The organism is Lentzea sp. DG1S-22 (assembly GCF_036321065.1).
In the GTDB taxonomy this organism is placed as follows: Bacteria; Actinomycetota; Actinomycetes; order Mycobacteriales; family Pseudonocardiaceae; genus Lentzea; species Lentzea jiangxiensis.
This window is the reverse complement of record NZ_CP143276.1, coordinates 3338729-3360203: the sequence shown is the minus strand read 5'-3', so window position 1 is coordinate 3360203 and position 21475 is coordinate 3338729. Positions and strand designations below refer to the sequence as shown.

Genomic DNA, 21475 nt, shown 5'->3' with positions numbered 1-21475 from the left:
CAGGGGCATGAGCGCGAAGACCGGAGCGAGAAAGGGGAGCGCGTCCCCGCCGAGTCGCTGCCGGTCGCCCGGATCGTGGTGGACGTGCCGCTGGCCCACCTCGACCGGCCCTTCGACTACGCCGTTCCGTCCGAACTGGACGCGACCGCCGTCCCGGGCTGCCGCGTGCGCGTGCGGTTCGCGGGCCAGCTCGTCGACGGCTACCTCCTGGAGCGCGTCGAGACCTCCGAGTACGGCAAGAAACTGGCGTTCCTCGAGAAGGTCGTCTCGCCCGAACCGGTGCTGGCACCGGAGATCGCCGCACTGGCCCGCGCCATCGCCGACCGGTACGCGGGCGGCATGATCGACGTGCTGCGCCTGGCCATCCCGCCGCGCCACGCCCGTGCGGAGGCCGCGCCGTCGGGGGAGGCGCCGCCGCTGCCGCGGGTCCCGGCCTGGGTGGGGGAGCAGGCGGCCCAGGTGGTTCCGGCGGCAGGAGCCGCGGACTCGCCGGAGGCAGCCGGCCCCGCCGTGACCGAGGACGCCGCTGTGGCCGAGGGCTCCGCCGCAGCCGCCGACCCAAACAAGGCAGCCGACTCTGCCGATGGCGCCGACTCCGCCGTGGAGGATGACTCCGCCGTGGGCGGCGATTCCCGTGCGGCTGCTGACGCTGCCGTGACCGCCGACTCCGGTGCGACCCCCGGCCCCACAGCGCCCCCCGGCCCCACAGCGACCCCCGGCCCCACAGCGACCCCCGGCCCCACAGCGCCCCCCGGCCCCACAGCGACCCCCGGCCCCACAGCGACCCCCGGCCCCACAGCGACCCCCGGCCCCACAGCGCCCCCCGGCCCCACAGCGACCCCCGGCCCCACAGCGACCCCCGGCCCCACAGCGACCCCCGGCCCCACAGCGACCCCCGGCCCCACAGCGGCCGGCGGCCCCGCCATGTCCGCCGCGCCCGTCGATCCCATCGCGCTCGCGCCACCCGCCGACCGGACGTCGCCCGCAAACCCGGCGGCGTCCGGAGGCGCGGAGTCGTCCGGCTCGCCCGACGCCGCACCCGCACCCGACGCCGACGCCGACGCCGACGCAGACGCAGACGCGGTGCCCGCCGCGCCGGTCGGCCCCACCGCTGGGCCCGCCGCGCCGGTCGATCCCGCCGCGCACTCCGCGGAACAGCCCGTGCGCTCCCAGCTGCCGCCCGTTCCCGCGGACGCCTGGTCGCGGTACCCCCGCGGCCCCAAGTACCTGGAGGCCCTGCGCGAGGGCCGTCCCGCGCACGCCGTCTGGCAGGCGCTGCCCTCCGAGGACTGGCCCGCCCGCCTCGCCGAGGCGGCGGCCGCCGTCGCGTCGACCGGCCGCGGCGTGGTGATCGTCGTACCCGACCACCGCGACCTCGCGCGGGTCGCCGAGGCGTGCGCCGTGCTGATCGAGGGCGTGGTGACCCTCTCGGCCGACCTCGGGCCGTCCGAGCGGTACAAGCGCTGGCTCGCGGTGCGGCGGGGCGTGGCGCGAGTCGTGGTCGGCACGCGCGCGACGGCCTTCGCGCCGGTCAAGGACCCTGGGCTGCTCGTGGTGTGGGACGACGGTGACGACCTGCACGTCGAGCAGCGGTCGCCGTACCCGAACGTGCGGGACGTGCTGGTGCAGCGTGCGCACATGACGGGGGCCGCGCTGCTGATCGGCGGGTTCGCGCGCACGGCCGAGGCGCAGTTGCTGGTCGAGACCGGCTGGGCGCACGAGATCGTGGCGTCGCGCGAGACGCTGCGTGCTGTGGCGCCGCGTGTGGTGTCCGTGGGCGACAACGAGTGGCAGGACGTCAAAGACCCCGCCGCTCGCACGGCTCGGCTGCCGTCCATCGCGTTCGAAGCGGCCCGGTTCGCCCTGGCCGACTCGCCGGTGCTCATCCAGGTGCCACGGCGCGGGTACGTGCCGTCCCTGGCGTGCGGTCAGTGCCGTGGACCGGCCCGATGTCGTCGCTGCGCGGGGCCCCTGGCGTTGCCCGGCGGCACCGAGGACGGCCTGCCGAAGCCCGCGTACTGCCGGTGGTGCGCGGCGACCGAGGCCGGGTTCCGCTGCCCGACGTGCGGCTCGCGCAAGCTGCGTGGGCAGATCATCGGCGCCCGGCGCACGGCCGAGGAGCTCGGGCGCGCGTTCCCCGGTCACCCGGTGCGGACCAGCGGTGCGGACGAGGTGCTGATCAAGGTGCCGGGCAAACCCGCCCTGGTCGTCGCCACGCCCGGCGCCGAACCCGTGGCCGAGGGCGGCTACGGCGCGGTGCTGCTGCTCGACGGCTGGGCGTTGCTCGGCCGCGCCGACCTGCGCGCCTCCGAGGAAGCGCTCCGGCGGTGGATGACGGCGGCAGGCCTCGTGCGTCCCGGCAACGGCCGCGTGGTCGTGATCGCCGACTCGGCCCTGACCCCGGTGCAGGCGCTCGTCCGCTGGGACCCGGTGTGGCACGCCGCCACCGAACTGGCCGCGCGGACCGAACTGGGCTTCCCGCCTGCGGTCCGGATGGCGACCGTCGACGGCACCCCGGACGCGGTGAACGCCCTGCTCGACGAGCTGCGGCTGCCGCCGACCGGCGAGGTCCTCGGCCCGGTGCCGCTGGGCGACGACGAGACCAGGGAACGCGCACTGGTCCGCGTCTCGCGCGCCGAAGGCCGTCAGCTCGCCGCTGTGCTGGCCGAGGCGCAGGCCGTCCGGACGGCGCGCAAGGAGCAGGAGCTGGTGCGGATCAAGCTCGACCCGCTCGAGGTCCTGTAGGCGCTTCAGCCCTCGTAGTGGGAGCGCAGGCCCGCGATGTGCTCGCGGATGTCCTCGTCGGTGAGCTTCTCGTACTCGAGGTACTCGCTCATGTAGGTCATCAGGTCGCCGCGCTCGGCGTGCTGCTCGCTCGCGATCACGTGCGCCGTCGTGCCCGCGATGCCCGCCGGGAACAGCAGGAAGCCGTCGAGGCCCGCCATGGTGTCGAACGAGGCGTTCTTGGCCTCCCAGAGCGCCCAGACGTCCTCCTCGCGCCCGCACTCCGCGAGCAGCAGGGCGGCGAGCACCATCGCGTCGCGCACACCCCAGCCCTCCTGGTGGGCGGCGGTCTCCTCGGCGAGCAGGTGGCGCAGCAGGTCGGCGTCGTCGTCGCGGCGTTCGCGCAGCAGGAGGTGCAGCGCTTCCTCGCGGTCGGCCTCGTCGAGCGGGGTGTTCGTGAAAGTGGTTCGCAACTGGTCAAGATCGATCGACACGTCCGCACCTTAGGCCTTCCTCAAGGGGTGTTGCCATCCGGTCGCAAGGGAGTAGAAGTTTCCGCATGTTGCGAACGGTTGCCGCACTGACGCTCTCCGTCGTACTGGTCGCCCCTGCCACGGCAGGTGCGGCGGAACCACCTCCACGCGTGCCCGAGCAGGTGGGCTGGGGAGGCGCTGTGTCCAGCGTCGACCCCGACGCGTCCCAGATCGGCATCGATGTGCTCCGCCGCGGTGGCAACGCGGTCGACGCCGCCGTGGCCACCGCCGCCGCGCTCGGCGTGACCGACCCGTTCAGCGCCGGGATCGGCGGTGGCGGGTTCTTCGTCCACTACGACGCCCGCACCGGCCGCGTGTCCACATTGGATGGACGCGAGACCGCGCCGCGCTCCGCCACCGACCAGCTCTTCGTGGAGAACGGCCAGCCCCTGCCGTTCGCCGAGGCGATGACCAGCGGCCTGTCCGTCGGCGTCCCCGGCACCCCGAAGACGTGGCAGCAGGCGCTGCGCCGGTGGGGCACGCTCGACCTGCGGGAGGCCATGGCGCCCGCGGAAGCGCTGGCGCGGCGCGGGTTCGTCGTCGACAAGACGTTCAACACCCAGATCACGAGCAACGCCGCCCGCTTCGCCGACTTCACCTCGACCCGCGACCTCTTCCTGCCGGGCGGCCAGCCCCCGGCGATCGGCAGCACGTTCCGCAACCCGCAGCTCGCCGACACCTACCGCGAGCTCGCCCGCACCGAACTCGCGTCGCTGTACGGCGGAGCCGTCGGCCGCGACCTGGTGAAGGCCGTGCGCCAGCCGCCGGTCGTGCCCGGATCGACCCGCAACGTCCGCGCCGGCGACATGCAGCTCTCCGACCTGGCCCGCTACCGGGTCGAACGCCGCGACCCGACGCACACGCGCTACCGCGGCCTCGACGTCTACGGCATGGCGGCGCCGTCGTCCGGCGGCACCACCGTCGGCGAGGCCCTCAACATCCTCGAGTCAACGGACCTGTCGAAGGCCTCCGACGTCGAGTACCTGCACCGCTTCATCGAGTCGACGAAGCTCTCCTTCGCCGACCGCCTGCGCTGGGTCGGCGACCCGGCCTTCTCGCGCGTGCCGACCGAGGGTCTGCTCTCGCAGAAGTTCGCCGACAGCCGCGCGTGCCTGATCAAGCCCGACGCCGTGCTGCCCGCCCCGCAGCCCGCCGCCGACCCCCGCAACCCCAAGGCCTGTGAAGCCACCGCGGGCATCTCCGCGCTGCGCGAGGACGCCGAACGCACGACGCACCTCACCACCGCCGACCGCTGGGGCAACGTCGTCGCCTACACCCTCACCATCGAGGCGGAGGGCGGCAGCGGCATCGTGGTGCCGGGCCGCGGTTTCCTGCTCAACAACGAGCTCACCGACTTCGAGTTCGTCGCCCCCACGCCGGGCGTCCCGCACCCGAACCTCCCCGGCCCCGGCAAGCGCCCGCGCTCGTCCATGGCCCCGACCATCGTCCTCGACCACGGCAAGGTCGTCCTCGCCGTCGGCTCGCCGGGCGGCTCCACCATCATCACCACGGTCACCCAGATCCTGACCGCGCGCCTGGACCGCAAGATGTCCCTGCTCGACGCGGTGGCGGCCCCGCGCGCCTCGCAGCGCAACGCGGCCACCACCCCGGCCGAAGCGGCGTTCCTCGCCGCCTCGGCCACCGCGGGCCTGCAGGCGATCGGGCACAGGTTCAGCCAGAACGCCGAGATCGGCGCCGCGACGGCCGTCGAACGGGCCTCCCACGGCCGCTGGCGCGCCGTGGCCGAACCGACCCGGCGCGGAGGTGGTGCGGCCCGCGTGGTGACGGTGGGCTGAGCTAGGCGTTGGTGCGTCCGTCGATGCGTTCCCTGATGAGGTCGGCGTGGCCGTTGTGCTGCGCGTACTCCTCGATCAGGTGGAGGTAGAGCCACCGCACCGACATCTCGCCCTCCTGCTCGTGCAGGAACACGTCGTCGAGGTCCCGCGCCGCCACCGCGGCGCGGGCCTCGGCCATCTCGGCGACGAGCTCGGCGTACTCGGCCTCGGCGCGGGCCGGGTCCAGGTCGCCGAACGCGAGGTCGGGAACGTCCGGCGCGCGGTGGAGGGGCTCGACGTCCTGCCTCGCCAGCCGGATGCGCCACCACATGCGCTCCACGTCCGCGAGGTGCCGGATCAGGCCCTGCAGCGTCAGGTTCGACGGGGGCGCGGACACCGTGGCGAGCTGCTCGCCGGTGAGGCCCGCGCAGTTGCGCAGGAACATCGCCCGGTGGCGGTCCAGCAGCGCTTCCAGCAACGTGCGCTCGGCGCCGACCAGCGGTTCCTCGGTCAGTTCTACTTCGGGTGCCTTCCAGGTCATGGACCATGCCTAGCGGATGACGCCCTCGCGGACGATCTCTTTACCGCCCGGCGAGACGGCGCCGCCCGGTTCGGAGGTCCGGTGGCCACCGCGTCCGGGGACCCCTTCGACGCCGAGGCCCCGGCGCGGCCGCATCAGCCTGCCGACCCGGCGGTGTCCACCTATCGGCCGAGCGGGGCGGCCGATCTTCCCACCTCGGGCCGATGCGGGGTCGATACCACGAGCTGATGTGCGGTGACCTGCGCGAACGGCACAGTTGACGCCATGACGACAACCACGGTCTCCCATTCCCGAGCAGCCCACTTCGACCTGCACGCGGTGTTCCGGCCCGTGCTGACGGCCCTGCGCCTCACCGGCCACTTCGTCGTGGCGCTGGTGGGCGTGATCTTCCTCGGCAGCGCGTCCGGGCACTGACCGCGCTCCTCGTAGACTGGCCTCCAGTCCACACGAGGAGCACTGCGTGACCGTCCAACCCATCCGCCTGTTCGGCGACCCCGTGCTGCGCACCGCGGCCGCCGAGGTCACCGACTTCGACAAGGAACTGCGCACCCTGGTCAAGGACCTGTGGGACACGATGCAGGACGCGGGCGGAGCCGGCCTCGCCGCGCCCCAGCTCGGTGTGGGGCTGCGCGTGTTCACCTACCACTGCGACGGCTTCGCGGGACACCTCGTCAACCCCACGTGGGACGTGGTCGGCGAGGAGATGCAGGACGGCTCCGAGGGATGTCTGTCCATCCCCGGCATGTCGTGGGACTGCAAGCGCCACCTGCACGTCGTGGCCAAGGGCTGGAACATGCACGGCGAGCCCGTCGAGGTCGAAGGCACCGAGACGCTGGCGCGCTGCATCCAGCACGAGAGCGACCACCTCGACGGCGTGCTCTTCCTCGACCGCCTCGACGCCGAGACGCGCAAGCAGGCCATGCGCGAAATCCGGCAGTCCGAGTGGTTCGACGGTACGGTGCCCACCTTGAAGCAGAGCCCGCACCCACTCTTCGGCAGGTCCAGCTGACCATGCGACTCGTGTTCGCCGGCACGCCCGAGGTCGCACTGCCCTCGTTGCGCGCCTTCATCGACTCCTCCCGCCACGACGTCGTCGCCGTGGTCACCCGTCCCGACGCCCCCTCCGGCCGCGGTCGCAGGCTGGAGCGCTCCCCGGTGGGCGCGCTCGCCGACGAGCACGGCATCGAGGTCCTCACGCCCGCCAAGGCGGGCGATCCCGAGTTCCTGGAGCGCCTGCGCGCGCTGGAACCCGACGTCTGCCCGGTTGTCGCCTACGGCAACCTCCTGCCGCAGCGGACGCTCGACGTCCCGAAGTTCGGCTGGGTCAACCTCCACTTCTCCGTGCTGCCCGCGTGGCGCGGCGCGGCGCCGGTGCAGGCCGCCGTGCGCAACGGCGACGACATCACGGGCGCCTCGACGTTCCGGATCGTCAAGGAGCTCGACGCCGGCCCGGTCTTCGGCGTGGTCACCGAGAAGGTGCGCGACCGCGACACCTCCGGCGACCTGCTGACCCGGCTGTCGATCTCCGGCGCCGACCTGCTGCTGTCCACTGTGGACGGCATCGAGGACGGCACCCTCCGCGCGGTCGAGCAGCCCTCCGACGGCGTGACCTACGCGCCGAAGATCGCCGTCGAGGACGCGCGCCTCGACTTCACGACGCCCGCGACGGCCGTCGACCGCCTGGCGCGTGCCGTGACGCCGGAGCCCGGCGCGTGGGCCGAGTTCCGGGGCGAGCGCCTCAAGCTCGGGCCCGTGACGCCGGTGGACGACGTGACGCTGCCCGCGGGCGAGGTTCTCGTCGAGCGCAAGCGCGTGCTCGTGGGCACCGCGACCACCGCCGTGGCCCTCGGCGAGGTCCAGGCGCAGGGCAAGAAGCGCATGGCCGCGACCGACTGGGCCCGCGGCGTCCGGATCGAAGCAGGGGAGCGCATCTCATGACGTGCTCCCGACCGAGCTTGGCAAGCGTCGCCGTCGAGCGGCCCAGGACAGTGGAGCACAGCGCATGACCGGCCACCCGCGAGGCGCTTCCAAGCCTTCCCGCCCGAGCAGGCCGCACCCGCCGCGCCGGCGCACCGGACCCTCCCGGCCGCCCGTGGAGGACCCGGCACGCCTCGCCGCACTGGAGACGTTGCGCGCCGTGCGCCAACGCGACGCGTACGCGAACCTCGTTCTGCCGCAGCTGCTTCGCGACCGTCGCATCACCGGTCGCGACGCGGCTCTGGCCACCGAGCTCACCTACGGCGCGGCGCGGGCCCAGGGCCTGCTCGACGCCGTCATCGAGGCGTGCTCGGACCGCCCGCTGTCCGAGGTGGACGGCTCGGCGCTCGACGCGTTGCGGCTCGGTGCGTATCAGCTGCTGCGCACGCGCATTCCGTCCCACGCCGCGGTCGCCTCGACCGTCGACCTCGTGCGGGCCGAGCTCGGGTCCGGCATCGCCGGCTTCGTCAACGCCGTCCTGCGCCGGGTCGCCGAGCAGGACGAGGCCGCCTGGGTCGACGAGCTCGCACCCGACCCGGACACCGACCCGGTCGGCAACCTGGCCTTCACGCACGCCCACCCGCGCTGGATCGCGCAGGCGTTCGCGGAGGCCCTCGGCAGCCGCGAGGAGCCGTTGAAGCAGGCTCTCGAGGCCGACGACGCGCGGCCCGCCGTGCACCTCGTGGCACGTCCTGGCGAGGTGAGCGCCGACGAGCTCGCCGCCATCGTGGGCGGCGACGTGGCGCCGTACTCGCCTTACGGCGTGCACCTGGAGGCCGGGGCGGGCGACCCGGGCGATCTCGAGCCCGTCCGGGAACGCCTCGCCAACGTGCAGGACGAGGGCAGCCAGCTCTGCGCGCTGGCCCTCACTCGCGCGCCGCTCGAGGGCACCGATGACCGCTGGCTGGACCTCTGCGCGGGCCCTGGCGGCAAGGCCGCCCTGCTGGCCGCACTGGTGGGCCTCGAAGGCGGCGAGCTGATCGCCGTCGAGAAGGCACCCCACCGCGCCGAGCTCGTCCGCAAGATCACCACCGGCCTGCCGGTCACCGTGGAGGTGGCCGACGGCCGCGAGACCGACTTCCTGGAAGGGGCGTTCGACCGAGTGCTGGTCGACGCGCCCTGCACCGGTCTCGGTGCCCTGCGCCGGCGCCCGGAGGCGCGGTGGAGGCGCCAGCCCGCCGATGTCGGAACGCTCACGAAGCTGCAGCGGGAGCTGCTGACCGAGGCGTTGCGACTGGTGCGGCCCGGCGGCGTCGTGGCTTATGTCGTGTGTTCACCTCATCTCTCCGAAACAGTCGGGGTCGTCACCGACGTCGCCCGCAAGAGCGGGGCCGAGGTGCTGGACACGCGCGAGCTCTTCCCCGGAGTTCCGGACCTCGGGGACGGGCCGCACGTCCAGCTCTGGCCGCACCTGCACGGAACCGATGCGATGTTCTGCTCGGTGCTGCGACGTCCTGCCTGAGCGCTCGGGAACGACGTTAGCGACGGGGTCCGACAGTGCCGGGCCCCGTCGGCTCGTCCTGGGGCGCAACGACTCCGCGATTCACCGGTTCGGGTGACGGACGAGGAAAGGCCGGGCGAGCACGCGCCCGCCCGGCCTCCCGTTGTGAAACCTCAGGACTTCAGCACGTGCAGAGCCGGCGGCTGGTTCGTGTAGGCACCGCCGACGGCGTAGACCCACCGACCGCCGGGACCCCACGCCAGACCCGCCGGGTAGAGCCCCCGCACCTCGTAGGAACGGGACTCGGTCAGAGAACCCGCCGGGAAGAGCCGCACCGACGTGTCGTCGTCGACGCCCGCGGCGAGCGCACCGCTGTCGGCGCTCGTCGAGACCGCCACCGGGTAGGGACCGGTGTTGTAGCTGCCGCGCACGGCGAGCGTGTCGCTCGTGAACGACTGGACGTAGTACGGCGCACCGGACGCGACGTGGACCTGCGTGCCGTCCTTCGAGAACTCGACGTCACGCAGGTTGCTGCCCGCTTCGCGGGTCGAGGCCTGGACGACGAGCCCGTCCCCCTCCTCGCGCAGCAGCTGCACCGTCGTGGGCGAGAGCCCCGGCTGACCCGTCACCAGCACGCCGGGCTTGGCCGGGGACGACGCCAGCTGCTGCGGGCTGTAGTGCCCGGTCACCAGGCCCGTGCGGGCCTCCGCGCCGGTGAACCCGACGCGGCCGATGCCGCCGTCCCACTGGTTGCAGCCGTGGCTGAAGTACAGGCGGTTGCCCGAGATCGCCAGGTCGGACGGGCATACCTCGCCGACCGGGTAGCGGGCGCGTTCGGTCAGCGTCAGCGTGTCCAGTGCGGCCACCGCGCCGTACTGGGACAGCGCGACGAAGACCGTGCCGCCGTCCGGGCTCAGCGCCAGGCCCGTGGCGCCGGGCAGGTTCGACAGCTTGGTGACGACGTTGCCCGACAGGTCCGTGACGGCCACCGCGTGGTCGGTTCTGCTGCTCACGAACACGTGTCCCAACGTCGGGTCCACCACGATGTCCGAGAAGGACGTCAGCGGCAACGGCACCGTGCGCTGCGGCGGTTCCGCCATCGCCGGCAGGGCGGTGGCCGCCACCAGGGCGGCCGAGATCGCGGTGGCGCTGAGCCACCGGTTCCACTTGCGCATCTTGCTCCCCTCAGTGTGCGGGTGATCACCCGCAGTGGGAACGTTATCGGCAGGGTCTGACGAGTTTGACCGCCTAACATCGCAGCGGTGACGACCCGTGGATTGCTCGGATTGGTCGCTTCCGCTTGTGGCGGCGTCGAGTCGTGGTTCCGCACGGAACTCGCCGAACCCGCTGTGCAACGGGGGTGGCGGTTGGCCATCACGCTCACCCCCGCGGTCGTGCCGTGGTTCGAGGAGGCGGGTGAGCTGGAGAAGATCCAGGCGCTCACCGACCTGGAGGTCCGCTGGAACCCGCGGCTGCCGAGCCAGCCCAAGCCCTATCCCACCCCCGACGCGTTCGTCTTCGCCCCCGCCAGCGCGAACTCGGTGACCAAGCTGGCCCTGGGCATCGGCGACAACCAGGCGCTGACGGCGTTGAACGAGGCCATCGGCGTGGAGAGCTGCAAGGTCGTCGTCATGCCCCAGGCCAACGCGGACAAGCGTCGCCACCCGATGTGGGAGACGCACGTCACGACACTCATCGGTGCGGGTGTCGTCGTGGTCTCAGACGTGGCTCCCGGCAGGCTCCTCGACCTTCTGGACACCTAGACTCCAGCGTTGTGGTCCACACGCCGATGATCGCCCCCAGCATCCTGTCCGCCGACTTCGCGCGCCTCGCCGACGAGCTCGCCGCGGTGCCCACCTCGGACTGGATCCACGTCGACGTCATGGACAACCACTTCGTGCCGAACCTGACCCTCGGCCTGCCCGTGGTGAAGTCGCTGCTGAAGGTCACCGACATCCCGATCGACTGCCACCTGATGATCGAGGACCCCGACCGCTGGGCCATCGGGTACGCCGAGGCGGGCGCCTACAACGTGACCGTGCACGTCGAGGCGGCGAACGACCCGGTCGCGCTCGCCAAGAACCTCAAGGCCGCGGGCAGCAGGGCGGGCCTCAGCATCAAGCCGGGCACCCCGCTCGAGCCGTACGTCGAGGTCCTCAAGCACTACGACACGCTGCTCGTCATGTCGGTCGAGCCGGGCTTCGGCGGCCAGAGCTTCATGGCCGACGTGCTGGACAAGGTGCGCCAGGCGCGCCACCTCGTCGACACCGGGCACCTCAAGCTGCTGGTGGAGATCGACGGCGGCATCAACGCCGACACGATCGAGCAGGCCGCGCAGGCCGGGGTGGACTGCTTCGTCGCGGGCTCCGCCGTGTACGACGCCGCCGACCCCGGCAAGGCCGTGGAAGCCCTGCGCGCGCAGGCAGCCGGGGCGAGGTGACACCCGAGGACGCGATGGTTCTCGCCATCGCGGAGAGCGAGCGGGTGAGGGGCACCACCAGCCCCAACCCGCCGGTCGGGTGCGTCATCCTCGACGACGCCGGCAGGGCGGTCGGGTTCGGCGGCACGCGGCCGGCCGGTGGTGCGCACGCCGAGGTCATGGCGCTCAAGGAAGCGGGCACGAAAGCACGGGGCGGCACGGCCGTGGTCACCCTTGAGCCGTGTTCGCACTACGGCCGCACACCGCCGTGCACCGAGGCCCTTCTCGAAGCAGGCATCAAGCACGTCGTCCACGCGGTCAGCGACCCGAACCCGAAGGCGGCGGGCGGAGCGTCCGTGCTCAGGAAAGCCGGCGTCACGGTCGAAAGCGGCGTGATGGAACGCGAAGTCAGCACCGGCCCTCTCAGGGCGTGGCTGCACTACGCGCGCACGGGCCGTCCGCACGTCACGTGGAAGTACGCGGCCTCGCTCGACGGACGGATCGCGGCGCGGGACGGCACGAGCCGGTGGATCAGCTCGGAGACCTCCCGCAAGGAGGTCCACGACCTGCGCGCGAAGCTCGACGCGATCGTCGTCGGCACGAACACCGTCATCAAGGACGACCCGGCGCTCACGGCCAGGGACGCGGGCGGAATGCCGCTGGCCCGCCAGCCGTTGCCCGTGGTCGTGGGCATGAGCGACCTGCCGGGTGGGGCGAAGCTCCGGCACACCGCGCTGCACCTGCGCACGCACGACCCGGACGAGGTGCTGACCGCCCTCGCCGGACGGGGCGTCGTCGAGGTGCTGCTGGAGGGCGGGCCGACGCTGGCCGGTGCGTTCTGGCGGGCCGGCAGGGTCGACCGCGTGCTCGCCTACATCGCTCCGGCGCTGCTCGGGGATGGTCCCGCGGCGGTGCTGGACGCGGGCGTGTCGACCATCACGGATGCTGTCCGGTTGACTGTGGAAGACGTCAGCATGAGCGGACCGGACTTGCGGATCAGCGCGGTTCCGCAAACTTAGGAGGAGCGGTGTTCACCGGGATCGTCGAGGAACTCGGCCAGGTCGTCGCGACGGAGGACCTGGCCGACGCGGCACGGGTCCGCATCGCCGGGCCGATCGTGACCAGCGACGCGAAGCACGGCGACTCCATCGCGGTGAACGGCGTCTGCCTCACCGTCGTGGAGGTCGCGGACGGCACCTTCACCGCGGACGTGATGCGCGAGACCCTCACGCGCAGCAGCCTCGCGAAGGTCGCCCGGGGCGACAAGGTCAACCTGGAGCGCGCGGCCGCGGTCGGCCAGCGCCTCGGCGGCCACATCGTGCAGGGTCACGTCGACGGCACGGGCACCATCCTCGCGCGCGAGAAGGCCGAGCACTGGGAGATCGTCCACATCGGACTCCCGCCGACCCTCGCCCGCTACGTCGTCGAGAAGGGCTCCATCACGGTCGACGGGGTCTCGCTGACGGTCGTGACCGTCAGCGAGGACGAGTTCACCGTGAGCCTCATCCCGACGACCCTCGAACTCACCACGCTCGGGCACCGGCTGCCCGGCGACCTGGTGAACCTGGAGGTCGACGTGCTGGCGAAGTACGTTGAACGACTGGCGATCCCGCACCTGCGGGCCATCGCGGGCGAGGAGGCCCAATGAGCACCGACTTCGCCGAGATCGAGCGCGCGATCTCCGACATCGCCGCCGGACGGCCCGTGGTCGTCGTCGACGACGAGGACCGCGAGAACGAGGGCGACCTCATCTTCGCCGCCGAGAAGGCGACGCCGGAGCTGCTCGCGTTCATGGTCCGCTACACGTCCGGGTACGTCTGCGTGGCGCTGACGGACTCCGACTGCGACCGCCTCGACCTGCCGCCGATGTACCACACGAACCAGGACCAGCGCGGCACCGCGTACACGGTCACGGTGGACGCGCGCGAGGGCGTCAGCACCGGCATCTCGGCCGCGGACCGCGCCCGCACGATCCGGTTGCTGGCCGACCCGACCGCGAAGGCCACCGACTTCAACCGGCCCGGTCACGTCGTCCCGCTCCGTGCCAAGGACGGCGGCGTGCTGCGCAGGCCCGGCCACACCGAGGCCTCCGTCGACCTGGCGCGTCTCGCGGGCCTGGCACCCGCCGGCGTGCTCTGCGAGATCGTGTCGCAGAAGGTCGAGGAGGACATGGCCCGTCGCGAGGAGCTCGAGGTCTTCGCCGCGGACCACGACCTCGCGCTGGTCACGATCGCCGACCTGATCGCGTACCGCCGCCGCGTCGAGACCCAGGTCGTGCGCGCCGCCGAGGCCCGCATCCCGACCGCGCACGGCGTGTTCACCGCGTACGGCTACGACAGCCTGCTCGACGGCATCGAGCACGTCGCGATGGTGTACGGCGAGATCGGCGACGGCGAGGACGTGCTGGTGCGCGTGCACTCCGAGTGCCTCACCGGTGACGTGCTCGGGTCGTTGAGGTGCGACTGCGGTCCGCAGCTCGACGCGGCGCTGGAAGCCGTCGCGGCGCAAGGACGCGGTGTCGTGCTCTACATGCGCGGCCACGAGGGCCGCGGCATCGGCCTGATGCACAAGCTGCAGGCCTACCAGCTGCAGGACGAGGGCGCGGACACCGTGGACGCGAACCTCGTCCAGGGCCTGCCGGCCGACGCGCGCGACTACGGCACGGGCGCGCAGATCCTCGTGGAGCTCGGCATCAAGTCCATGCGGCTGCTGACGAACAACCCGGCCAAGCGCGTCGGCCTGGAGGCCGGATACGGTCTGCGCGTGCTGGACCGGGTGCCGCTGCCGATCTCCCCGAACCCGGAGAACCTGCGGTACCTGCGCACCAAGCGCGACAGGATGGGCCACGAGCTGAACCAGCTGGAGCAGTACGAGGCCGTCGTTTCCGCAACGGAGGACCAGGAATGAGCGGCGAGGGCCGTCCAGAGCAGACGAAGCTCGACGGCAGGGGCCTGAGCGTCGCGATCGCGGCGACGCGCTGGCACACCAAGATCACCGACCAGCTCGTCGAGCGCGCCCTCAAGGCCGCCGAGGACGCGGGCTGCGTCGACACGACCGTCGTGCGCGTGGCGGGGGCGATCGAGCTCCCCGTCGTGGTGCAGGAACTGGCGCGCCACCACGACGCGGTGGTCGCGCTGGGCGTGGTCATCCGCGGTGGCACCCCGCACTTCGAGTACGTGTGCGACTCGGTGACCGACGGGCTCACGCGCGTCGCCCTCGACGAGTCGACGCCCGTGGGCAACGGCGTGCTGACCACCAACACCGAGGAGCAGGCGCTCGCCCGTGCCGGCCTGCCGGACTCGGTGGAGGACAAGGGCTACGAGGCGACCGTCGCCGCGATCGACACCGCACTGGTGCTGCGCGGCCTGCGCCAGCCGTGGACGGAGCGGGGTTTCGAATGATGACCGCGGAACGAATCGTGCTGCGCCCCAAGAAGATCCGCCGCGTCGCGTGGGCGTGCGCGGTCGGTCTCATCGCGGTGTTCACCGTGGTGGGCCTGTTGCTGGGCAACACGCCGACCGGCGTGATCTTCCGGACGTCCGACCAGATCGCCATGATCGTGCTGGGCTTCCTGCTGGCGGGCGGTGTGCTCCTGCTGACGCGTCCGCGCGTCACCGCTGACGCCACGGGGATCGACGTGCGCAACGTGGTGACGTCGCACCACTTCGACTGGAACGACGTGCTGTCGGTCAGCTTCCCGGACGGTGCCGCGTGGGCCCGGCTGGAGTTGCCGGAGGACGAGTACATCTCGGTGATGGCCGTGCAGGCCGTGGACCGCGAGTACGCCGTGTCGTCCGTGCGCGCGTTGCGTGAGCTGCACAAGGCAGCACGCATCTAGGTCCACTGACCGAGGATCGCGCCCGCGAGCGTGAGTCCGACGACGTGATAGCCCGCTCCGATGGCCGCGAAGGTGATCGGTGCGGGCTTCGTCATGTCGTAGGCGCCCGTCACGAACCTGACCGGCGACGCGATGCCGACACCGATCACGAGTCCCAGCAGGAGACCTTCCATGACGGTGTCGGTGTCCGAGGCGGCGCCGATCATCGCGGTGACGAGCGTGAGGATGAAACACGTGGCCAGCGGCACGAGGTAGATGACGGGACTCGTCTTCTCGGGCTTGTTGAGGTCCCAGCCGGACGCCCGTTCCCAGGCCCTGCCGAAGGCGTGGTCGGCGTACCAGACCGTGCCCAGCGCGAAGTAGGCGATCGTGGCCACGACAACGGCCGGCCAGTTCAGGTCGCCTAGCACGGTCAAGCTCATGTGGGGTCTCCCGCGGTGGTCAGGGTGACTTGGCATCGCGGGGTGGTGGTGAGCTGTTACCGGTGGTCCGGGTTTCGGCATTACCGCGACGAATGGACCGCTCGCCCCGAGAACGAGCGGTCCACGTCGTCACGTCACTTCGGCGGTGGCGGGACGTTGCACCGCACGGGCGCCGACTCGTTGCCGGACGCGTCCTTCGCGCTCACCAGGGCGTCGCCCTTGAGCGTGATCTTCCAGTCGATGTCGCCGGTTCCCGGCTTCTGCGTGGGCGTCGCCCCCGGCGCCTGCACCAGCTTGATCTCGGTGCCGCTGGGGAAACCGCCGAACACCGCGGCGCTCGCCGTGTCGCGGACGTAGACCTGCGGGTTCGGGTCGACGGCGTCCGTCGCGCTCAGCAGGTAGAACCCGTCCTCGTTGTCGGCCGGCGGGACGTTGCCGCCGCTGGGGTTGTTCGTCGGCGTGCACGTCACGACCGGTGGCGTGGTGTCCACCCAGTCCTTCGAGACGTCATCGCACACCGCGGTCCCGTTGGCGTGCGTGAAGCAGCCGCGGATCGTGTCGGTGCCGAGCCCCGCGAGCCCTTGCGTTCCGGGATAGGTGAAGTCCGTCAGACCGGTGGCGGCCGTCGTGCCGTTGCCTGCCGCACCGGTGTTCGGGCCCGACAGCACGCCGAACGTGACGCCGGTGCCGGGCACCGGGTCACCGAAGTCGTCGGTCACCGAGGCGGTGACGGTGTGGGTCTGGCCGGGGGTGCCGAGCTCGTTCACCTCGTGCTCGGGCTCCACGTCGATGTGCGCCGCGCACCCGTGCACCTTCACGGCCGGGTTGGGGAACGTGACGGTGTGTCCCTCGGTGTCGCTGTAGACGACGCCCGGGTTCACGGCGAGCGTGCCACCGCCGGCGGCGGGCAGGTGCGTCGCGGTGAACGTCAGCGTGGCGCTCTCCGTGCGCAGTTCGCCGATCGTCCAGGTGAGCTCGTTGCCGTTCTGGGAGACGGTGCCCTTGGAGGCCGCGGCGCCGCTCACCGAGAACGCGGCGCCGACGGTGTCGACGACCTTCACGTTCGTCGCCGCCGGCACGACGATCGACGCGCCGATGTTCGCGAAGATCTGCTGCAGCTGGGCGGAGTCGGGCGCGAAGAAGTAGTGCACGCCGTCGTCGGGGTCGGTCGTCCAGTCCTTGATCTCGGCCTGGAAGTCGGTCACGCGCAGGCCGATGCCGAAGATCTCGGTGCCGGCGGCGCGGGCGGCCGCGGCGGCGGGACTCGCGTCCACACCGGCGGTCGTCTCGCCGTCCGTCATGATGATCATCTTCTTGGCGTTGGACGGCACCGACCCGGCCAGCTGGGCCTGCCCGGTGGAGATGGCGTCGGAGTGGTTGGTGGCGCCCGCCGCCGACAGCGAGTCGATGGCCGATTTCACCGCCGCGGCGTCACCGGTCAGTCCCACGTCGACCGAGGCGCTTCCCGCGAAACTGACCACGCCCACGCGTGAGCCATTTGCGATCACGCCGTTGGCAGAACCGTCGGTCGCCTGGTCGATGATGTCGACGAAAGATTTCGCCGCGGCTTTCAAATCGTCGATCGGCTGGCCCTGCATGCTGCCCGACCGGTCGAGCACGAGCTCGATGTCCGCGGGGTTGCCCTTGATGCCGGTCTCGGCGTTCAGCGTCACCGTGACCGGGACGGTCCCGCCGCACTGGATGTCGGTGGTGCCCACCGTCTTGTCGCCGGTCACGGTGCCGTCCGCAGCCGCGTTCGCCTGGCCGGAGAGCGGAACGGCCATGGCCGCGACCAACGCCGCGGTGGTGACCACGGCTCTTCGCCCGATCTTTCTCACTTCCACTGGAACCCCTCCTTCGGCCCATTCGAAATGGGTCAGAAGAGGCTAAGTCCGGTTAAACCCGATGGCGACGAAGTTCACCCGTGTGCAGCAGTGGAAAACGTTAGCCGGATTTATCCAACTGTGACGAAAGGCCCGCCCGGAATGATCTCCGGACGGGCCTTTTCGCATTGATCAGATATCAGCTGCGGACCATCTTGCGCAGCACGTACTGCATGATGCCGCCGTTGCGGTAGTAGTCCGCCTCACCGGGCGTGTCGATGCGGACGACCGCGTCGAACTCGACCTTCGAGCCGTCCGCCTTGGTGGCGACGACGTGCACCGTCGACGGCGTGGTGCCGTTGTTGAGCTCCGTGACACCGGTGAAGTCGAACGTCTCGGTGCCGTCGAGGCCCAGCGACGACGCGTTGTCGCCCTGCGGGAACTGCAGCGGCAGCACGCCCATGCCGATCAGGTTCGAGCGGTGGATGCGCTCGTAGGACTCGGCGATGACGGCGCGGACGCCGAGCAGCGAGGTGCCCTTGGCCGCCCAGTCGCGCGACGAACCGGAGCCGTACTCCTTGCCCGCCAGCACGACCAGCGGGACGCCGGCCTCCGCGTAGGCGACCGACGCGTCGTAGATCGTCGTCTGCGGGGCGTCGGGCTCCAGGAAGTTGCGGGTGAAGCCGCCCTGGACGTCGTCGAGCAGGAGGTTGCGCAGGCGGATGTTCGCGAACGTGCCGCGGATCATCACCTCGTGGTTGCCGCGGCGGGAGCCGTAGGAGTTGAAGTCCTTGCGCTCCACGCCGTGCTCGGTCAGGTACTTGCCCGCGGGCGAGTCGGCCTTGATCGAACCGGCGGGGGAGATGTGGTCCGTGGTGACCGAGTCGCCCAGCAGCGCGAGGACGCGAGCGCCCGCGATGTCGGTGACCGGCTTCGGCTCCATCTCCATGCCCTCGAAGTACGGGGGCTTGCGCACGTAGGTGGACTCGGCGTCCCACTCGAACGTGTTGCCGGTCGGCGTGGGCAGCGACTGCCAGCGCTCGTCACCGGAGAAGACGTTCGTGTAGCCCTTGGTGAAGCCCTCCGCGGAGATCGAGGTCGAGATGACCTCGGCGATCTCGGCCGGCGACGGCCAGATCTCGGAGAGGTACACCGGCTTGCCCTCGGTGTCCGTGCCGAGCGGCTCGGTGGTGATGTCCTTGTCCATCGAACCGGCCAGCGCGTACGCCACGACGAGCGGCGGCGACGCGAGGTAGTTCATCTTGATGTCCGGGTTGATCCGGCCCTCGAAGTTGCGGTTGCCGGACAGCACCGAGACGACCGCGAGGTCGCCTTCCTGCACGCCCGCCGAGATCTCGTCCTGCAGCGGGCCCGAGTTGCCGATGCAGGTGGTGCAGCCGTAGCCGACCAGGTGGAAGCCGAGCTTCTCCAGGTACGGCATGAGGCCGGCGCGCTCGTAGTAGTCCATGACGACCTTCGAGCCCGGCGCCAGGGTCGTCTTGACCCACGGCTTGCGCTCGAGACCGCGCTCGACGGCCTTCTTCGCGAGAAGGGCCGCACCGAGCATCACGGACGGGTTCGAGGTGTTGGTGCACGACGTGATCGCGGCGATCGCGACGGCGCCGTGGTCCAGCTCGAACTCGTTGCCGTCGACGGTGACCTTGACCGGGTTCGAGACGCGGCCGGTGGCGCCCTCGGCGGCGGTGTGGACCACCTTCGGCTTGCCGGAGCCGTTCTCGGCCTCTCCGACGGCGACCGGGTCGCTGGCCGGGAAGGTCTCGTCGACGGCCTCGTCCACGCCGGAGAGCTCCGGGGAGTCGGTGTGCGCGACGTAGGCACCCAGGGCCTGGCGGAACGCCTCCTTGGCGGAGGTCAGCTCGATGCGGTCCTGCGGGCGCTTCGGGCCGGCGATGGACGGGACGACCGTCGCCAGGTCGAGCTCCAGCGTCTCGGAGTACACGGGCTCGCGGGACGGGTCGTGCCAGAGGCCCTGCTCCTTGGCGTAGGCCTCGACGAGCGCGATCTGCTCTTCCGACCGGCCGGTCAGGCGCAGGTAGTCGATGGTCTCGCCGTCGATCGGGAAGATGCCGACCGTGGAGCCGAACTCCGGCGACATGTTGCCGATGGTGGCGCGGTTCGCGAGCGGCACGGCGCCGACGCCCTCGCCGTAGAACTCGACGAACTTGCCGACGACGCCCTGCTTGCGCAGCATCTCGGTGATCGTCAGCACGAGGTCGGTCGCGGTGGCGCCCGCGGGCAGCTCACCGGAGAGCTTGAAGCCCACGACGCGCGGGATCAGCATGGAGACCGGCTGGCCGAGCATCGCGGCCTCGGCCTCGATGCCGCCGACGCCCCAGCCCAGCACGCCGATGCCGTTGACCATCGTGGTGTGCGAGTCGGTGCCGACCAGCGTGTCCGGGTACGCCTGGCCACCCCGGACCATGACGACGCGGGCCAGGTGCTCGATGTTGACCTGGTGCACGATGCCGGTGCCGGGCGGGACGACCTTGAACTCGTCGAACGCCGTCTGGCCCCAGCGCAGGAACTGGTAGCGCTCGCGGTTGCGCTCGTACTCCAGGTCGACGTTCAGCTCGAACGCGTCCGGGCGGCCGAAGACGTCGGCGATGACCGAGTGGTCGATCACGAGCTCGGCGGGCGCGAGCGGGTTCACCTTCTCGGCGTCGCCGCCGAGCTGGGTGACGGCCTCGCGCATGGTGGCGAGGTCGACGACGCAGGGGACACCGGTGAAGTCCTGCATCACGACGCGCGCGGGCGTGAACTGGATCTCGGTGTCGGGCTCGGCGCTGGGGTCCCAGTTGGCGAGAGCGCGCACGTGGTCGGCGGTGATGTTCGCGCCGTCCTCGGTCCGCAGCAGGTTCTCCAGCAGGATCTTCAGGCTGAACGGCAGACGCTCGGCGCCCTCCACGGCGCTCAGCCGGAACACCTCGTACGAGGCGTCGCCGACGTTGAGCGTGCCGCGGGCGCCGAAGCTGTCCAGGCTGTTGCCTCCATCGCCGGCAGGCGAGGGCGTAGCTGGCTGAGTCACGTGCAACTCCATCTGGTGACAGCGCGGTGGTCAGTTCGGGGTACGGGGAGAGTCTTCCTCACCAGGTCGACCACTGCCCCTCGACCCCAAACAGTACGCTTGTCCTGTAAGCCGGTTCAACCCAGGTTGCCCTAAGTCACGCTCCCTGCGCCGGGCTCACCGACTTCACGCCGTTCGAGAGCGTGCGTGGCTATCTTGGCGAGGTGCTCCTCGATCAAGTCTCCAAGCGGTACGGGCGCGGGCCGTGGGTGCTGCGCGACCTGACGCTGGAGGTGTCCGGCCTGACCGTGCTGACCGGCGCGAACGGCACCGGGAAGTCGACGTTGCTCAAGATCGCAGCGGGCATCCTGAAGCCGACGTCCGGACGGGTCGTGCGGCCGGCTTCGGTCGGCTACGTGCCCGAGCGGTTTCCCTCGGACGTGAGGATGTCCGCTTCGTCCTACCTGGCCCACCTGGAACGGGTGCGCGGGGCTGCCGCCGGTGACGTGCTGGAGCGGCTGGGGTTCGTCGGCTCGATGACGGCGCCGATGTCCGAGCTGTCCAAGGGCAACGCGCAGAAGGTCGCGCTGGCGCAAGCGTTCCTCGCCTCGGAAGTGCTCGTGCTCGACGAGCCGTGGACCGGTCTCGACCCGGCGGCGGCCGACGAGCTGGTGTCGTTGCTGCAGGGGCGGACGGCGCTGGTGTCCGACCACGAGGGCCATCTCGCTTCGGCCACACGGGTCGACCTCTCCGGTGGGCACGTGTTGATCGAGCTGAGCCGGGTGCCGGCGCTCGACGCGTTGGAGGCGTTGGAAGGCGTGCGGTCCGTGCAGGCGCGTGGCTCGTCGGTGCGGGTGGAGGTGGCGCCGGACCGCAGCGACCACGTGCTGGCGGAGGCGTTGCGGCTCGGGTGCTCGGTGCGGAGCGTGCGGTGATCTCCCTGGTGCGGTACCTCGC

General features: G+C 71.5%; 19 protein-coding genes and 2 pseudogenes. 15 read left to right on the top strand and 6 right to left on the bottom strand.

What is annotated here, in order from left to right; translation table 11 throughout:
• Positions 1-75: 75 nt before the first annotated feature.
• A pseudogene (locus tag V1227_RS40650) lies at positions 76-309 on the top strand (primosome assembly protein PriA); the annotation flags it as partial.
• Between the two features lie 810 nt (positions 310-1119).
• Positions 1120-2745: pseudogene (locus tag V1227_RS40645) on the top strand (primosome assembly protein PriA); the annotation flags it as partial.
• A gap of 5 nt (positions 2746-2750) precedes the next feature.
• On the opposite strand, the gene V1227_RS14690 reads toward V1227_RS40645, so the two are convergent.
• Positions 2751-3218, bottom strand: a complete 468-nt coding sequence (locus V1227_RS14690) for a hypothetical protein (RefSeq protein WP_329793122.1) — start codon at positions 3216-3218, stop codon at positions 2751-2753.
• A 65-nt stretch (positions 3219-3283) separates the two neighbouring features.
• Between V1227_RS14690 and ggt the strand changes: the two genes are divergently transcribed.
• Positions 3284-5053, top strand: coding sequence for a gamma-glutamyltransferase (gene ggt / locus V1227_RS14685; protein ID WP_329793121.1), 1770 nt, complete (start codon positions 3284-3286; stop codon positions 5051-5053).
• A gap of 1 nt (position 5054) precedes the next feature.
• Here ggt and V1227_RS14680 read toward each other — a convergent pair whose 3' ends face one another.
• Positions 5055-5573 (bottom strand): DinB family protein, encoded by a 519-nt coding sequence (locus tag V1227_RS14680; RefSeq protein ID WP_329793120.1) that lies wholly within the window; start codon positions 5571-5573, stop codon positions 5055-5057.
• Positions 5574-5837: 264 nt separating this feature from the next.
• On the opposite strand from V1227_RS14680, the gene V1227_RS14675 reads away from it, so the two are divergent.
• The 4 genes from V1227_RS14675 (at position 5838) to V1227_RS14660 (ending at position 9012) form a co-directional block, all read left to right on the top strand.
• Complete coding sequence (locus V1227_RS14675; protein WP_329793119.1) at positions 5838-5987, top strand: hypothetical protein; 150 nt, start codon at positions 5838-5840, stop codon at positions 5985-5987.
• Between the two features lie 46 nt (positions 5988-6033).
• Positions 6034-6582, top strand: coding sequence for a peptide deformylase (gene def / locus V1227_RS14670; RefSeq protein WP_090098011.1), 549 nt, complete (start codon positions 6034-6036; stop codon positions 6580-6582).
• Positions 6583-6584: 2 nt separating this feature from the next.
• Positions 6585-7511 (top strand): methionyl-tRNA formyltransferase, encoded by a 927-nt coding sequence (gene fmt / locus V1227_RS14665; RefSeq protein WP_236219970.1) that lies wholly within the window; start codon positions 6585-6587, stop codon positions 7509-7511.
• A 64-nt stretch (positions 7512-7575) separates the two neighbouring features.
• A complete protein-coding gene (locus tag V1227_RS14660; RefSeq protein WP_329793118.1) occupies positions 7576-9012 on the top strand; it encodes an RsmB/NOP family class I SAM-dependent RNA methyltransferase in 1437 nt (478 codons plus the stop codon).
• A gap of 152 nt (positions 9013-9164) precedes the next feature.
• Here the strand turns inward: V1227_RS14660 and V1227_RS14655 are convergent, their stop codons facing one another.
• On the bottom strand, positions 9165-10166 hold the full coding sequence (locus V1227_RS14655) for a hypothetical protein (RefSeq protein ID WP_329793117.1): 1002 nt from the start codon (positions 10164-10166) through the stop codon (positions 9165-9167).
• A gap of 87 nt (positions 10167-10253) precedes the next feature.
• Here V1227_RS14655 and V1227_RS14650 point away from each other — a divergent pair, with 87 nt between their 5' ends.
• The 7 genes from V1227_RS14650 to V1227_RS14620 are packed head-to-tail and all read left to right on the top strand — an operon-like array spanning position 10254 to position 15248.
• Entirely contained in the window at positions 10254-10754 is a 501-nt protein-coding gene (locus V1227_RS14650) for a flavoprotein (RefSeq protein WP_329793116.1), read from the top strand.
• Between the two features lie 26 nt (positions 10755-10780).
• Positions 10781-11431 (top strand): ribulose-phosphate 3-epimerase, encoded by a 651-nt coding sequence (rpe, locus tag V1227_RS14645; protein WP_329794026.1) that lies wholly within the window; start codon positions 10781-10783, stop codon positions 11429-11431.
• Between the two features lie 14 nt (positions 11432-11445).
• Positions 11446-12429: a bifunctional diaminohydroxyphosphoribosylaminopyrimidine deaminase/5-amino-6-(5-phosphoribosylamino)uracil reductase RibD gene (gene ribD / locus V1227_RS14640; RefSeq protein WP_329794025.1), complete on the top strand. Its 984-nt coding sequence runs from the start codon at positions 11446-11448 to the stop codon at positions 12427-12429.
• A gap of 8 nt (positions 12430-12437) precedes the next feature.
• Complete coding sequence (locus tag V1227_RS14635) at positions 12438-13058, top strand: riboflavin synthase (RefSeq protein WP_329793115.1); 621 nt, start codon at positions 12438-12440, stop codon at positions 13056-13058.
• On the top strand, positions 13055-14317 hold the full coding sequence (locus tag V1227_RS14630) for a bifunctional 3,4-dihydroxy-2-butanone-4-phosphate synthase/GTP cyclohydrolase II (protein WP_236219975.1): 1263 nt from the start codon (positions 13055-13057) through the stop codon (positions 14315-14317). The genes V1227_RS14635 and V1227_RS14630 overlap by 4 nt, the downstream gene beginning before the upstream one ends.
• Entirely contained in the window at positions 14314-14811 is a 498-nt protein-coding gene (gene ribH / locus V1227_RS14625) for a 6,7-dimethyl-8-ribityllumazine synthase (protein ID WP_236219976.1), read from the top strand. Before V1227_RS14630 ends, ribH begins: the two co-directional genes overlap by 4 nt.
• Positions 14808-15248, top strand: a complete 441-nt coding sequence (locus V1227_RS14620) for a PH domain-containing protein (RefSeq protein WP_442916492.1) — start codon at positions 14808-14810, stop codon at positions 15246-15248. Before ribH ends, V1227_RS14620 begins: the two co-directional genes overlap by 4 nt.
• Here V1227_RS14620 and V1227_RS14615 read toward each other — a convergent pair.
• The 3 genes from V1227_RS14615 to V1227_RS14605 form a co-directional block, all read right to left on the bottom strand.
• Complete coding sequence (locus V1227_RS14615; protein WP_329793113.1) at positions 15245-15670, bottom strand: DUF1761 domain-containing protein; 426 nt, start codon at positions 15668-15670, stop codon at positions 15245-15247. The genes V1227_RS14620 and V1227_RS14615 overlap by 4 nt on opposite strands.
• 134 nt (positions 15671-15804) lie before the next feature.
• Positions 15805-17514, bottom strand: a complete 1710-nt coding sequence (locus V1227_RS14610; protein WP_329793112.1) for a VWA domain-containing protein — start codon at positions 17512-17514, stop codon at positions 15805-15807.
• Between the two features lie 178 nt (positions 17515-17692).
• Positions 17693-20539, bottom strand: coding sequence for an aconitate hydratase (locus V1227_RS14605; protein ID WP_329793111.1), 2847 nt, complete (start codon positions 20537-20539; stop codon positions 17693-17695).
• Between the two features lie 203 nt (positions 20540-20742).
• On the opposite strand from V1227_RS14605, the gene V1227_RS14600 reads away from it, so the two are divergent.
• Positions 20743-21453 (top strand): ATP-binding cassette domain-containing protein, encoded by a 711-nt coding sequence (locus tag V1227_RS14600; protein WP_329793110.1) that lies wholly within the window; start codon positions 20743-20745, stop codon positions 21451-21453.
• Positions 21454-21475 lie beyond the last annotated feature (22 nt).